Origin of the sequence: Aequorivita marisscotiae (genome assembly GCF_029814825.1) — a bacterium.
GTDB classification, from domain to species: domain Bacteria; phylum Bacteroidota; class Bacteroidia; order Flavobacteriales; family Flavobacteriaceae; genus Aequorivita; species Aequorivita marisscotiae.
Genome location: NZ_CP122379.1, coordinates 1,618,661 through 1,634,012, shown reverse-complemented (window position 1 = coordinate 1,634,012; position 15,352 = coordinate 1,618,661). Strand labels below are relative to the sequence as shown.

Annotated in this window: 14 protein-coding genes; 13 read left to right on the top strand and 1 reads right to left on the bottom strand. The window is 34.5% G+C overall.

Annotation, left to right across the window (positions count from 1 at the left end; all coding sequences use genetic code 11):
• Window positions 1-71: 71 nt before the first annotated feature.
• The 3 genes from QCQ61_RS07460 to QCQ61_RS07450 all read left to right on the top strand — a co-directional run bounded on the left by QCQ61_RS07460 (window position 72) and on the right by QCQ61_RS07450 (window position 4,684).
• Window positions 72-827: a DJ-1/PfpI family protein gene (locus QCQ61_RS07460; protein WP_040492571.1), complete on the top strand. Its 756-nt coding sequence runs from the start codon at window positions 72-74 to the stop codon at window positions 825-827.
• A gap of 1,386 nt (window positions 828-2,213) precedes the next feature.
• Window positions 2,214-2,582, top strand: a complete 369-nt coding sequence (locus QCQ61_RS07455) for a hypothetical protein (RefSeq protein ID WP_279450116.1) — start codon at window positions 2,214-2,216, stop codon at window positions 2,580-2,582.
• A 1,583-nt stretch (window positions 2,583-4,165) separates the two neighbouring features.
• A complete protein-coding gene (locus QCQ61_RS07450) occupies window positions 4,166-4,684 on the top strand; it encodes an SMI1/KNR4 family protein (protein ID WP_279450139.1) in 519 nt (172 codons plus the stop codon).
• 118 nt (window positions 4,685-4,802) lie between these two features.
• Here the strand turns inward: QCQ61_RS07450 and QCQ61_RS07445 are convergent, their stop codons facing one another.
• Entirely contained in the window at window positions 4,803-5,774 is a 972-nt protein-coding gene (locus tag QCQ61_RS07445) for an IS110 family RNA-guided transposase (RefSeq protein ID WP_279450106.1), read from the bottom strand.
• A gap of 836 nt (window positions 5,775-6,610) precedes the next feature.
• Here QCQ61_RS07445 and QCQ61_RS07440 point away from each other — a divergent pair.
• From QCQ61_RS07440 to QCQ61_RS07395, 10 genes are all read left to right on the top strand, one after another.
• Window positions 6,611-6,952 carry a type II toxin-antitoxin system RelE/ParE family toxin gene (locus QCQ61_RS07440; protein WP_279450110.1) on the top strand — a complete coding sequence of 114 codons (342 nt, stop codon included), beginning with the start codon at window positions 6,611-6,613 and terminating at the stop codon, window positions 6,950-6,952.
• On the top strand, window positions 6,939-7,241 hold the full coding sequence (locus tag QCQ61_RS07435; RefSeq protein ID WP_179005741.1) for a helix-turn-helix domain-containing protein: 303 nt from the start codon (window positions 6,939-6,941) through the stop codon (window positions 7,239-7,241). The genes QCQ61_RS07440 and QCQ61_RS07435 overlap by 14 nt, the downstream gene beginning before the upstream one ends.
• Window positions 7,242-7,414: 173 nt before the next feature.
• A complete protein-coding gene (locus tag QCQ61_RS07430) occupies window positions 7,415-7,993 on the top strand; it encodes a hypothetical protein (RefSeq protein WP_279450138.1) in 579 nt (192 codons plus the stop codon).
• A gap of 177 nt (window positions 7,994-8,170) precedes the next feature.
• Window positions 8,171-9,187 (top strand): adenine-specific methyltransferase EcoRI family protein, encoded by a 1,017-nt coding sequence (locus tag QCQ61_RS07425; RefSeq protein WP_279450137.1) that lies wholly within the window; start codon window positions 8,171-8,173, stop codon window positions 9,185-9,187.
• Entirely contained in the window at window positions 9,184-10,266 is a 1,083-nt protein-coding gene (locus QCQ61_RS07420) for a GmrSD restriction endonuclease domain-containing protein (protein WP_279450136.1), read from the top strand. Before QCQ61_RS07425 ends, QCQ61_RS07420 begins: the two co-directional genes overlap by 4 nt.
• 302 nt (window positions 10,267-10,568) lie before the next feature.
• Entirely contained in the window at window positions 10,569-10,841 is a 273-nt protein-coding gene (locus QCQ61_RS07415; RefSeq protein ID WP_279450135.1) for a hypothetical protein, read from the top strand.
• Between the two features lie 64 nt (window positions 10,842-10,905).
• Complete coding sequence (locus tag QCQ61_RS07410) at window positions 10,906-11,676, top strand: GLPGLI family protein (RefSeq protein ID WP_279450134.1); 771 nt, start codon at window positions 10,906-10,908, stop codon at window positions 11,674-11,676.
• Window positions 11,661-14,330: a carboxypeptidase-like regulatory domain-containing protein gene (locus QCQ61_RS07405; protein WP_279450133.1), complete on the top strand. Its 2,670-nt coding sequence runs from the start codon at window positions 11,661-11,663 to the stop codon at window positions 14,328-14,330. Before QCQ61_RS07410 ends, QCQ61_RS07405 begins: the two co-directional genes overlap by 16 nt.
• A 230-nt stretch (window positions 14,331-14,560) precedes the next feature.
• Window positions 14,561-14,854 carry a type II toxin-antitoxin system HigB family toxin gene (locus QCQ61_RS07400; protein ID WP_279450132.1) on the top strand — a complete coding sequence of 98 codons (294 nt, stop codon included), beginning with the start codon at window positions 14,561-14,563 and terminating at the stop codon, window positions 14,852-14,854.
• A 1-nt stretch (window position 14,855) separates the two neighbouring features.
• Window positions 14,856-15,212: a helix-turn-helix domain-containing protein gene (locus QCQ61_RS07395; RefSeq protein ID WP_279450131.1), complete on the top strand. Its 357-nt coding sequence runs from the start codon at window positions 14,856-14,858 to the stop codon at window positions 15,210-15,212.
• Window positions 15,213-15,352: the final 140 nt, after the last annotated feature.

Genomic DNA, 15,352 nt, shown 5'->3' with positions numbered 1-15,352 from the left:
ATTTAGTCTGTGCATCACGCATCGTGCGTTATACAAAACCGTTGCCCACAATACGAGAAAAACAGAACGAAATGACAAAATTTAGAGTTTTAACAATAATGATTTTCACAACTATTTTGATAAGTTGCAACTCTGAAAAATCGAAAAATAATCTCGATAAAGAGAACCTAAATCAAAAGGAAATTGAATCGGATACTCTGACAAAACACTTAAAACCATTCAAATCGGAATTGCCAACAATCGGACTTTTGATGTATAACGGAGTTTTACAAAGCGAAGTAATTGCTACTTCTGATGTTTTCGCAAAACCAACCGAAAGCGGAAAACAAATCTTTAATGTAATCACGATTGCAGAAACTGAAAAACCAATCACAACCGAAGAAGGAATAAAAATTTTGCCTGACTTTACGTTTGAAAATTGCCCAAAATTAACAGCTCTTTTTGTGCCGAGTGCTTATGATATGTACGCACAAGTTCACAACGAAAAAATAGTAAACTTCATAAAAGAGAAAAATAAAGAAACTGAATATGTTGTGAGTAATTGTGCTGGAGCTCAATTAATCGGAAAATCTGGAATTGCAGATGGACATAAAATCGTCACTTGGATTGGTGGTGGAGAACAATTACAAAAAGACTATCCGAATTTAAAAGTACAGAATGATAGTTTGGTAACTTTCGTTGAGGACGGAAAATTCAGTTCGTCAAATGGAAATTTAGCAAGTTATATTTCAGCATTGAATTTATTGGAGAAAATGACGAGTTCGGAACATAAAAAATTCGTGGAAAGTTATTTATATCTTGACCGAATTCAAAATTGGAAAAACTAAAAGTACTGTGGGCAACAACGTGTATAATTAATGGCTAGTTCTCGCCTACTTACGAAAATCCTCGCGGATTTTCTATTCGGTTTTTATTTGCTAAATTAGGTGCGTGGAACACGCCACTAATCATACACAAAAACGTTATGTTCAATGCCTCCGAATTGAATTCTTGCGAATTAATTCGGAGGCATTTAATTTGGGCGTATTTGCGAATTATGACTGGAAATTAACGCAGCCCAATTGACAAAAAAACAAGCTGAATAAAATGCAGCGGACTTGCATCGGACAGTACCAATCGGTTATTTAAACACAAAATTGAGTTTCGGAATTATTGCACAAAATTTTAATCGGACTTGTTTGGCGGAAAAAATAAATTTCGACAAAAATCATAAACTGAAACTGTAAATTTTGACTTGGATTTCTGACTCGGACGTGCCACTGTTATGCGTCGGCACTAAACATAACAATGCATAACGCCCAATGCTCAATTTTTCCTTATCGGAAAAATCGCCCGGGCGGGAAATAAGGTATTTTTTATGTAATTTAGTCTTTGCATTACGCATCGTGCGTTATACAAGACCGTTACCTGTAATTGCTCCGATGAAATTTCCAGACAAATAATCTGACTAAAAAAGTCGTCTATTCGGAAAAATTCAAGCAGAAGTTTGACGGCTGACTTTTTGCTCGAAAGCGGAAAAACCCAAAACGCGGACTTAATTCGGAACCGAACAATTTTGACAGATTTGCCCACTCAAACCGAATCGAATCGATTTTTGACAAACTGCGCGGAATATAACGCCGACTTGATTGCGGATAATCCGATCGTGCCACTGTTGTGTGTCGCAAAAACAGGTAACAACGCATAACGCCCAATGCTCAATTTTTCCTTATCGGAAAAATCGCCCGGGCGGGAAATAAGGTATTTTTTATGTAATTTAGTCAGTGCATCACGCATCGTGCGTTATACAAAACCGTTACCTGTAATTGCTCCGACGAAATTTCCAGACAAATAATCTGACTAAAAAAGTCGTCTATTCGGAAAAATTCAAGCGGATAAATTGACGGCTGACTTTTTGCTCGAAAGCGGAAAAATCCAAAATGCGGACTTAATTCGGAACCGAACAATTTTAACGGATTTGCCCACTTAAACGGACTCGAATCGATTTTTGACAAACTGCGCGGAATATTACGCCGACTTGATTGCGGAAAAGCCGATCGTGCCACTGTTGTGTGTCGCAAAAACAGGTAACAACGCATAACGCCCAATGCTCAATTTTTCCTTATCGGAAAAATCGCCCGGGCGGGAAATAAGGTATTTTTTATGTAATTTAGTCTGTGCATCACGCATCGTGCGTTATACAAAACCGTTGGCAACAAGCTGAAAAAACCGAAATGGAACGACAAACTAATATCATAATTGGATTTCTATTCTGCATTATCGGAATTTTTATTGCGCCTCTTCTATATGAAAATCACCCATATGGAGAAATTTTCTTTTTGATAATGCTGTATTTCGTACCTGCTTTAATTTTGGCAATCGTGAACGGAATTTTATTACGATTGATTGAACAAAAGGTGCGGAATTTGACTCTGAAAATTGGAATTGGATTTATTCCTCTTCTGATTTTGACATTACTCGCAATCGGAAAAGAATCACCAATTCAATTCATTGCGACTTTTGGAATTATAGGTATTGGAATCACCAATCTGATTTGGACTATAAAACTGATAAATAAAAAGCCAGTTGCCAACAATGTATAACCGCAATTACGGCGGATTCGACTACGTCCGAATCCACGCGGAATTGCTACCGTCGGTCTCTGCTGAAAGATTGTTTAACTTTAAGCCGTAACTGACGGTTATACGAGACCGTTATGTTCAATGCCTCCGAATTGAATTCTTGCGAATTAATTCGGAGGCATTTAATTTGGGCGTATTTGCGAATTATGACTGGAAATTAACGCAGCCCAATTGACAAAAAAACAAGCTGAATAAAATGCAGCGGACTTGCATCGGACAGTACCAATCGGTTATTTAAACACAAAATTGAGTTTCGGAATTATTGCACAAAATTTTAATCGGACTTGTTTGGCGGAAAAAATAAATTTCGACAAAAATCATAAACTGAAACTGTAAATTTTGACTTGGATTTCTGACTCGGACGTGCCACTGTTATGCGTCGGCACTAAACATAACAATGCATAACGCCCAATGCTCAATTTTTCCTTATCGGAAAAATCGCCCGGGCGGGAAATAAGGTATTTTTTATGTAATTTAGTCAGTGCATCACGCATCGTGCGTTATACAAGACCGTTACCTGTAATTGCTCCGACGAAATATCCAGACAAATAATCTGACTAAAAAAGTCGTCTATTCGGAAAAATTCAAGCGGATAAATTGACGGCTGACTTTTTGCTCGAAAGCGGAAAAACCCAAAATGCGGACTTAATTCGGAACCGAACAATTTTGACAGATTTGCCCACTCAAACCGAATCGAATCGATTTTTGACAAACTGCGCGGAATATAACGCCGACTTGATTGCGGATAATCCGATCGTGCCACTGTTGTGTGTCGCAAAAACAGGTAACAACGCATAACGCCCAATGCTCAATTTTTCCTTATCGGAAAAATCGCCCGGGCGGGAAATAAGGTATTTTTTATGTAATTTAGTCAGTGCATCACGCATCGTGCGTTATACAAAACCGTTACCCAACATTTGAACAGAATGAATACGAAGAAAATTATAGTAATTCATTTAGCTGTATTTATACTTTTGACTTTACTCTTATTTTTCTCATCCGAATTTTTCATTAACGAATTTGCGGAGGGATTTCACGACATCAAATTGTGGATAGGATTAATATATTATGGAACAATTGGAATTCTATTTTTGACAATTATTTCTTGTCTGATATTTCTAAAACAAAGGAAAATAATTGGCCTGATAATAATAACTCTAAATTTATTCTGGACTTGGTTTAGTCTTGACCTTCTGTACAGGTATCATTTCACGGAATTTAATCCGACTTTTTATATTCCAAATTGGATTTTGATAATGAATTCCATATTTGCGATTGTTGGAATTGTAATAGGATTTAAACTAATAAATAAAAAGATAACCATAAAAAGAGCTTTATTGACTGACTTTACTCTGATTTTAATCGGACTGATAATCCAACAAAGCTGAATAAAAAAACGTTGGGTAACAACGGCTATAGTTCATTGCGGCGGAATTTTCTGCCGAAAATTCCCGCAGCTTTGCTATCTTTCGTCTACTGCGGAAAAGTCCTTCGGACATTTTCCGCAACAAACCATAGCCCAAACGTTGTGGTTAATTTGAAAAATGAACAGTCTACTAAAACAAATATCAGAGAAAGCGATTGAATTAGCTGATTTTGAGTTTACTCAAGAGCAGACTGAAAATAAATGGTTAGGAACTAAACCAGCATCTGAAAACGAAATACAACTGACCGAAAAAAGACTCGGAATTGATTTTCCGACTGACTTTAAACAGTTTATGTCAATCACAAACGGATTTTCTGCACCAAACGATATCGAACCGACTTTTGAGCCGATTAATAAAATTGACTTTCTGAAAAACATTGACAGTTTTATAATAGAAACTTATAGTTTAAACGGAATTGAAAATATCGGAATACAGCTTGAAAAAAGTATTATAGTTGGAGGAATAAATCAAGAACAGTACTTTCTTCTAATTCCGCCGAATTCAACAAATGAAAAGTGGAAATACTGGAAATTTGCAAATTGGCATCCTGGAGAAGAAGAACACGAAAATTTAGAAAGTTACTTTAAGGAAGTTTTGAGCTTTTTAAATGAAACAATAGAATCGGAAAAAAACTAACCACAACAAAGAACTGAGGTAAAAAACAACATATTTCTTCATTAATTTTTGACATTATTATTCTAGGCTTACAGATTGAAAGATGGATCTATAAGCTGTTTTTTTATTTAGATTTTGGTTATTTTTCTGCAAGTACTGAAACAAAATCGGCATCATATGGTAGGCCTGATTTTGCGATAGCAAAACACTGTTTCAAAAGTTTATTAGCAACCGCAATAAGCGCGAGCTTTTTACTCTTCCCTTTATTTACGATGCGCTGATAAAGCGCTTGGCACGCCCTGTTGTACTTACAGGCATTGAAGGCGCATAGAAATAATAGATTGCGGAGTTTCTTATTGCCAACCTTACTAATTCTGCTACGACCACGTACACTACTTCCAGATTCCCTAGTGGTAGGTGTGATGCCCACATAACTGCAAAGCTGCGCCCCCGTTTCAAATTTGGAAAAGCCATCGGTTACCACAATTAAAAACAAAGCTGTCTTGGCTCCAATGCCAGGAACAGTCTGCAAAAGCGTTAGCTGGTGTTGCTGCTCTTGCCTCACCAATTCAAGCAGGCGTTCTTCTATTCCAGCAAGCTCTTTGTCCAAGTGTTTTTTATCGCGCTTTAATGAACGATACACGAACTTTGACGGGATGCCCAAGGTTTCCTCACCGTGCATTTTATTTTTAGTAGCGGTACGTTTTTTAAGGTAACTGTCCATCAAACGAAACAGTTGCAAGCACTCGGCCTGTACATCTGTAAAGGCATTGTAAAGTGGAACGTCATTGGCGAGGGAATACTCGCAAATGGCTTTTGCATCACTCTTGTCGGTCTTTACCTTGGCAAGCTTCATCTGTATAAAACGTTTTACAGATAAAGGATTTACAACAGACACCGCCACATTGTTTTTGTAAAGAAACTGTGCAAGCCTATAATGATAGTAACCCGTTGCTTCCATAGCTACAATTGAATTATTAGAAAGTATCTTCAAAAAAGATTTAAATCCTTTTTCATCATTATTGAACTGGTTGTGGCCACTGGTACTACCGAATACATCAAAGACATTCTTACTGATGTCAACTCCGAAAGTTTCCTTATATTTATTCATAGGAACTGATTTTATGAAAGAACCAGCTACTTGGGTCACAACAACTTGAAAACGAGGTCTAGGCCTCACAGAACTGAACGTGATTTAAGTAGTAAAAGAGCGGGGATTATCAATGTTGTCGAAGTCTAAAGCTTCACCGTATATAGTAACCTTACTCCGCTCTTTTGTTCTTTCTGATTAATACTTAAAATTAACTTATTTAGTGAAAATCAAACTTAAGCCGTGTATAATTCATTGCTAGTACTCGCCTACTTACGAAAATCCTCGCGGATTTTCTATTCGGTTTGTATTTGCTAATTTAGTTGCTGAAACACGCAACGAAATCATACACAAACACGTTACCTGTAATTGCTCCGACGAAATTTCCAGACAAATAATCTGACTAAAAAAGACGTCTATTCAGAAAAATTCAAGCGGATGAATTGACGGTTGACTTTTTGCTCAAAAGCGGAAAAACCCAAAACGCGGACTTAATTCGGAACCGAACAATTTTGAGGGATTTGCCCACTCAAACGGAATCGAATCGATTTTTGACAAACTGCGCGGAATATTACGCCGACTTGATTGCGGATAATCCGATCGTGCCACTGTTGTGTGTCGCAAAAACAGGTAACAACGCATAACGCCCAATGCTCAAATTTTCCATATCGGAAAAATTGCCCGGGCGGGAAATAAGGTATTTTTTATGTAATTTAGTCTGTGCATCACGCATCGTGCGTTATACAAGACCGTTGCCAGTAATACGTGAAAATCCGTTTTCATATTGAAAATCATTCATAAATTTGGAGATTGTTACCTTTTTAGGTAACTTTGTTCTGAATTTAACGACTAATCAATTGAGCGAATTTAAAAGAGAAATAGGATTTTACGAAAACCACTTTAAAGATTTCTATTTAAAACAGTCGCTCGTTGTTCGTAAGAAAATTGACTGGACACTTTTACTTTTGAGAAATACTCGAATTGTTCCAGAAAAGTTTTTAAAAAACCTTACGAATACTGACGGACTTTGGGAAGTGCGAATTTCAGCAGGAAATGGAATATTCCGAATTTTTTGCTTTTTCGACAAAGGGAATTTAATAATTCTATTGAGTGGATTTCAAAAGAAAACACAAAAAACACCCAAGAAAGAAATTAAAAAAGCGGAACGATTAAAAAAGGAATATTATGAAAACAGATAAAAGAATTACATCCTTTGATGACCATTTGGACGAACAGTACGGAAAAATCGGAACTGAATCTCGTGATGAATTTCAAGAAGAATTTGAAACATTTAAAATTGGAGTTTTAATTCAAGAGGCGAGAAAAAAACAACATTTGACCCAACAACAACTTGCCGAAAAAGTTGGAACGACTAAAAACTATATTTCTCGAATCGAGAATAACGCAAGTGATATTCGACTTTCGACTTTAATGCGAATTATTCGAGAAGGATTAGGCGGAAGTCTGAAATTATCAATGGATATTTAACAACTGAATAATAAGTACTACTGGCAACAATGGCTATAAGTAATTGCTTGTTCTCGCCTACTTCTGAAAATCCTCGCGGATTTTCAGTTTGGTGTGTACTTGCAAAAATAATCGCAAAACCACGCAACTACTCATAGCCCCATACGTTGGCGTGCATTTAAAACAACACAAAATTGAGACACGATAAAATCGACATACCAAAATCAAAACAAAAAGGACGAGTAATTAGAAAGACTTGGCTGATTGAACCAATTTTTGATTTTTTGACATATGTCGTTTTAGTCGGTGCTTATCCTTTACTATCGGGACTTTTCTTCTTTGACCAATTGGAAAATGGAGATTACATAATTGGTGCTTCCGTACTTTTTGGACTTGCATTAATTCTCGGTGGGCTGCTACTTTATTCAATAATTAATCTTGATAGACTAAAACGCATAAGTGGAACACTAAAAGACGGAAACCGGGAAGCAGTTAAAAATTTGACTGAAAAACTCGGTTGGACCTTACAGATTCATAACCAACAAGTATCAATTTTATCTCCAGCTTGGAGTTGGTTCTCCACAAATTGGGGACGACAAATTGTGGTTATCTATGACCGACAAGACATTTTAATTAACTCAACCAGTTATGGACTTCACGATTTGAAATCTCCTTTTCATTGGTTTGGAAACAGAAAATTAGAAAAGATAATAAAGGACAATTTTGAAGAAGAAATAAAAAAACGACACGCCAACAATGGGTATAAAACATAGGGCGGTCAGTGGTTTCCGCAAACTTTCGGCTCTTATCCAAGTTCGTTTCGGGCGGACAGTTAAGTGCTTCGAAATGCCCTACGTTTCATACCCGAGACCGTTGTGTGCCATTTGAAAAAACGAACGTACAAAGAAGAAAATTGACAGAATATTAAAATATTGAAACAAAATAAATAGATGAGTAAAGAGACACAGCATTCAAATTTACGGACAGCCAAAAAGGTCAAGAAAGATGAGTTTTATACTCAACTGACTGACATAAGCAAGGAAATGAAACACTACAAAAACCATTTCAAGGACAAAGTAGTGTACTGTAACTGTGACGACCCAAGAGTTAGTAATTTCTTCCATTTCTTCTCGTACAATTTTGAAAAACTTGGACTTAAAAAACTAATAACAACTTGCTACAAAAGCCAAAGTATGGACTTGTTCAGTGAAAACGATTCTGAACAAGCAATCTATTTAGAATATACAGGCGATAAAAACGGAAACTTTGTGCCTGACCCTGAAGAAATAGGAATTGTTGAACTAAAAGGTGATGGTGATTTCAGAAGTAAAGAAAGTATCGAACTTTTAAAACAAGCAGACATTGTTGTAACAAATCCACCTTTTTCGTTATTCCGAGAATTTATATCACAACTTGACGAGTACAACAAAAAATTTATAATTATCGGTAACGTGAACGCTATTACATACAAAGAAACTTTTCGACTTATAAAAGAAAATAATCTTTGGCTCGGAGCAAGTATTCATAGCGGAGATAGAGAATTTGGTGTACCTGATGATTATCCACTTACAGCAGCAGGTTCAAGAATTGACGAAAACGGAAACAAGTTTATCCGTGTTAAAGGAGTTCGTTGGTTTACAAATTTGGACTACAAGGAAAGACACGAAGATTTAATCCTTTACAAAAATTATACAACAGAAGAATTTCCTACTTATGATAACTATGATGCTATCAATGTTAACAAAACAAAGGATATTCCTATGGACTACAAAGGCGTTATGGGTGTTCCAATTACCTTTTTAGATAAGTACAACCCTGACCAGTTTGACATATTAGGTCTTTCAGCTTCGGCAGGTTATGACGAAGAAATTGTTGGCATTCCATTCAAAGGAGTAAAAGATGCTCGTCCACTTGTAAATGGAAAAGTTACTTATGCAAGAATTTTCATAAAGAACAAAAAAATATGAATATAGAACTTAAAGAAATAACAGTCCGTGAACTAACCAACGGATATGAAGATAACGAAGAAGGTGGCGTTATTGGTTATGGTGGTAAATTAGACATTCGTCCACCCTATCAAAGAGAATTTATCTACAAAGACCGTCAAAGAGATGCAGTAATTGACACAATTACAAAAGATTTTCCACTAAACGTTATGTATTGGGCTGTTCGGGAAGATGGAAACTTTGAAGTAATTGACGGTCAACAGCGAACAATTTCTATTTCTCAATTTGTAGAAGGAGATTTTGCCTTCAACAACCGATTTTTCCATAATCTACAAAAGGACGAACAAGAACAAATTCTGAACTACAAACTAATGGTTTATCTATGCAGCGGAACTGACAGCGAAAAATTAGAGTGGTTTAAAACAATCAATATTGCAGGAGAAAAATTGACTGACCAAGAATTGAGAAACGCAGTTTATTCAGGTTCTTGGGTATCAGACGCTAAAAGATATTTCAGTAAAAACGGCTGTGCCGCTTATGGTTTAGGTGGTGCATATTTGACAGGTTCAGCAATCAGACAGGATTATTTAGAAACAACAATCAAATGGATTAGTGGAGATGCTATTGAAGCATATATGGCAAAAAACCAGCACGAACCGAATGCAAATGAACTTTGGCTTTATTTTCAATCTGTAATTAATTGGGTAAAAGCAGTTTTTCCAAAATACCGTAAGGAAATGAGCGGTATTCAATGGGGCGACTTATATAACGAGTTTAAAGACCAAAAATTCGACTCAAAGAAACTCGAAGAAGAAATTACAAAATTGATGCTTGACGAAGATGTTCAGAATAAAAAAGGAATTTACACTTATGTATTGACCAGAAAGGAAAAGTATCTAAACATTAGAGCATTTAGCCCAAATCAGAAACGAGAAGCCTACGAAAGACAAAAGGGAATTTGTCCTGTATGCAAAGAACATTATGAAATCAACGAAATGGAAGCTGACCATATTGACCCTTGGCATTCAGGCGGAAAGACAACTGCCGAAAATTGTCAAATGCTGTGTCGAGAAGATAACAGACGAAAAAGTGGAAAATAAAAAACGGCACACAACAACGGCTATAAGCAATTGGGGTTTAGATACTTAACCGAAACTATAAAAATTAATCAAAGGTCTATGCTAAACTGAAAAGTACGAGCAATAAATCCCCAACTGCTCATAGCCAAGACCGTTGGTAGCCATTTGAATACAACAAATAGAGGAATTTAAAGACCACCCGACTTACAGAATTCAAATAAAAATTGTAAATTCACTCTCGAAGAATGTACAAACTTGAAAACCAAGAATGGTCGAATTTAACGCTCAAGACCTTTAATGGAGCAACTAAATATTTTTAAATTATGAAAAATGTAATTTTAGCTTTGGCATTTATGCTAACTGGAACCTTTGCTTTTGCAACTGAGAATGTTAATCCTTTAAATGAACATTCTAAAATCGTTGATTTAATGCAGGCATTAACAGCTACTTATAATCTCGACATTACAAATGCTGAGATTACTTGCTATATTCTACATGTAGTTATTCGTCCCGATGGGTCTCAAATGGGAAGCTTTACGCTTGAGGCTCCTGATGGCCATCCTGATTGTAATGGTATTGTTTATCACTATATGTAAAAAGTAAAAAAAATGGCTTGGTCAAAAGTAACATTATGACAAAGCCATTTTTAAAATCCACAAAATGAAAAAAACAAAACTTATCATATTGCTTATATTATTCACTGCAAATACTTACGCACAAAACAAATCAACCATTGCAGTGGTAGAATATACCACTAAACTAAAACTTGGTTTACCCGCAGAAAATACTTCAAGACTATTTTTCAACAATAATCAATCCTGTTTTATTGAAGGAAAATTTAATATTAAAAAAAAGCAAGAACAAGAAAATATTCAAGACAAACAAAGCAAACACGACACCATAAAATATTATGTGGATTTAACTAAAAAACAATTATTTAAAGAAGAATTAGTAGATAATGAATTATACTTAATAAAAGAAATACTACCAAAAATTGAATGGAATTTATCATTCAAAGAAAAAGATTCAATACTTGGTTTTTTATGCAATAAAGCCAAAGGCAATTTTAGGGGAAGAACTTATACGGCGTGGTATGCGCCTGACATCCCAGTACATTTTGGACCTTGGAAACTTCAAGGATTACCTGGTTTAATTCTAAAAGTATCAGATGATTTAGAACAAGTTGAGTTTTCAGCAATTAGTTTGGAATATAAAAAAGAGGACGAATATTCAAATGCTTTAGAATTACCTTCAAATTATTTTAAAACAATTGGTTTGGAGGAATATGTATCTCTTATAGACAAAAGCGAAGAAGAAGAACTTAAAAAAATAATGGCGAGTATGCCCAGAGACAGTAAGGCAAGAAATATAAAAATGAACAAAGATAGAACATCAAAAATAGAAATGAAATATGAATGGGAGCAAGATTAATTTTTTTTCATCTTTTTATTTACTTATTTGTCTATAACTCTTCAAGTGCACAAACAGAAATTTTCGGTTTTATTTCTGATAAAGACGATATTGAATTAACAGCAGTTAATGTCGTAATGAAAGACAAAACAAATGACTCTATAATAGATTACTGTTTTTCTGATGTTGATGGAAAATATAAAATCAGCACTAAAGCAACAGGTTATTTTTATTTAACATTTTCATCTTTAGGATATGAAAACTTTACTATTAATATTTTTGTTGACGGCACAGAGAAATCAATTAACCAAAACATTACATTGAATGAAAAATATTTGGAGTTAAACCAAATAATAATTCAAGCATCAAAACCAATTTCCGAAAAAAAAGACACAATTACCTTCAAAACAAAAAATTTTGTTCAGGGAAACGAACAAACAGTAGAAGATTTACTTAAAAGAATTCCCGGCTTACATATTGACAGTCAGGGTTCCATTAAAATAGGTAATCAAGAAATAGAAAAATTAATGATTGATGGCGATGATTTTTTTGAAAAAGGCTATAGAATACTTTCAAAGAACATGCCTGCTTATCCTATTGAAGAAGTAGAAGTTTTATTAAATTATTCCAATAATAATTTGCTGAAAGACATTGAAGAAAGTAATAAGGTGGCACTAAATCTGAAATTGGATGAAAAATCAAAGCGCATTTGGTTTGGAAATTTAGAAATCGGTTATGGCAACAACGACAATTACGTATTTCGAGGTAACCTTATGAATTTCGGGAAAAAAAGCAAATATTATATATTAAGCAATTTAAACAATATAGGTAATGATGCCGTTGGCAATATTAATTTTTTGATTAGACCTTCAAGAACCAATGAACCTGCAACGATTGGCGACAATCAGCATGTAACTGATTTATTAAATTTGTCCAGTTCTAACTTAAGCCTAAAAGAAAGCAGAACAAACTTTAATAATGCCGCATTAGTTTCCTTGAATGCAATCTTTAATCCAAGTGAAAAACTAAAGATAAAAACGAATGGTTTTTTTAATTCGGACGAAATCGATTTTTTCAGGAATAGAATAGATGTGGTCAATACCGATAGTGTCGATTTTACCAATATAGAAAACTATTATTTACAAAACAAAAACAGAACAGCATTTGGCAAGGTGGACATCAACTATAGTATTTCAAAAAATAAGACATTAGAAACAGTAACAAAGTTCAATAATGGTCATTTTGAAGATACTTCAAATTTAGTATTCAACGGTGATTCAACAATTGAAAAGCTCAATAGCACCAACAGTCTTTTCGACCAAAAAATAAGCTATACATCCAAATTTGATAATAATAAGGCCTTTTTATTAACTGGTCGTTTCATCAATGAAAAAGCGCCACAAAATTATCAATTAAATCAGTTTTTTTATCAAGATTTATTTCCTGATTTTGAGCCTATAGACAACGTAAAACAGCAAACCACCAATCAAATGCAATTTGTTGGTGTTGAAGCTCATCTATTAAATAGAAAACCAAATGATGATTTATTTGAACTACTGATAGGAAATGAATACAGAAAAGATAAATTGAATACAGCCTTTTTGTTGCTCAACAACGAAATGGTCGTAGATAAACCTGAAGGATATCAAAACTTACTGACCTACCACGTAAACAATCTGTATATTAAAGGAAAATACGAATACAAAATTGGAGATTTAAGCCTTGTGAGCAAAATTCATCTCCATCAATTATTCAATAAATTTACTTCTACCTTTATTTTCAAAAATCAGAACCCATTTTTTATAAATCCAAGTATTGGACTTAATTGGAAGATTGACGATAAAAACAAAATCACTTCAACTTATTCGTACAACAAAACCAACTCAAATCTTTTGGAGGTTTACAACGGTTTTGTGTTGACCAACTTTCGCACATTTTCAAAAGGAACAGACGATTTCAGCCAATTAGACGCATCATCATTACTGGTGGACTATAAGTTCGGTAATTGGAGTGAACGTTTTTTCGCAAATACATTTTTTCTATATAACAAAAATTATAACTTCTTTTCTACTAATTCGTTAATAGAGCAGAATTTTACGCAAATAGATAAAATAATTATTAAGGACAGAGAATTTTTTACTATTTCTTCAAATTTAAACTACTATTTTAAAAGAATTTCATCGAACCTAAAAATCAATTTTGGATATTCAAAGTCTGAATATAAAAATATTGTAAATGACTCTGATTTAAGAAATGTGACATCCAAAACATCAAATTACGGCATAGAACTTCGGTCGGGATTTAACGGCATTTTTAACTATCATATTGGAACTAAATGGACAACAAACCAAATAAGGACATCTATAGTCAATTCGTTTACTGACAATATAAGTTTCTTGGACTTATCCTTCATATTTAATAATAAATTTGATTTTCAATTTCAATCAGAAAGATATTATTTTGGGAATTTTGAAACTGACAATATTTATTTTTTTTTGGATTTTGAAGCAAAATATATACTTGTAAAGAATAAACTGAGTATAGGTTTTTCAGGCAGAAACTTGTCAAACACAATAAAATTTAGAAATTTCTCAATCAGCGATATCGGAACATCGACGACGGAATATAGATTGTTACCAAGACTGCTGCTTTTAAAAATAGAATATAGGTTTTGATATACGGTCTGAATAGAAAACGGCTACCAACAAATGTATAAACACAATAGCGGAAAAGTACAAAACCCGAAAGTGATTTTATAAATTTATGGTCAGGTATAAACCGAAAAGTCAGTGTGTCAATCCCGCTACTGCGCTTATACGAGACCGTTGCCCTTAATGCAAAAAAGAAACGGAGGAAGTTATCATTTTGGTAACTTTTGTGTTATCTTTGCGTCAAATCATTTAGCGTGAAAATATTTTCGAGAGGAACATTGCGGGATTTTTGGGATAAGCACGGTGATTGTGAACTTCAATTGAAGACTTGGTATCGAGAAACTGAAAAATCGAATTGGACATCGATTAACGACTTGAAAAAAGAATATCCCAGCGCAAGTATCCTAAAAGAAAACCGAATTGTATTTAACATTAAAGGAAACGATTATCGACTAATTGTTAAATTTAATTTTGAATACCAACTGGCGTGGATACGCTTTATCGGAACTCACGGGGAATATGATAAAATTAACGCAAACGAAATTTAAGATGAAAATAAAACCAATTAGAAACGAAGCGGATTACCAAAAAGCACTTGAGCGCTTGGAGGTTATTTTCGATGCTAAAAGAGGAACCGAAGAAGGCGACGAATTGGAGATTTTGGCAATGGTAATAGACAATTACGAAAATGATAATTTTCCAATTGATATGCCCGACCCGATTTCCGCAATCAATTTCCGAATGGAACAAATGGGCCTAAAACAGAAGGATTTGGTCAAAATGATTGGTTTCAAAAGTCGAGTGAGCGAAATAATGAACAAAAAACGCAAACTAACTTTGGAAATGATAAGAAAATTAAATGCTGATTTAAACATCCCGACAGAAATATTGATACAAGATTATTGAGCAAGTTACCGGGAGGACTAAGGGCAACAATGCATAAACGCAATAGCGGCTAAGTGCAAAATCCGAAAGTAATTTTATAAATTTAAAATCTGGTATTTACCGAAAAGTCAGTGCGTGAATCCCGCTACTGCGTTTATACG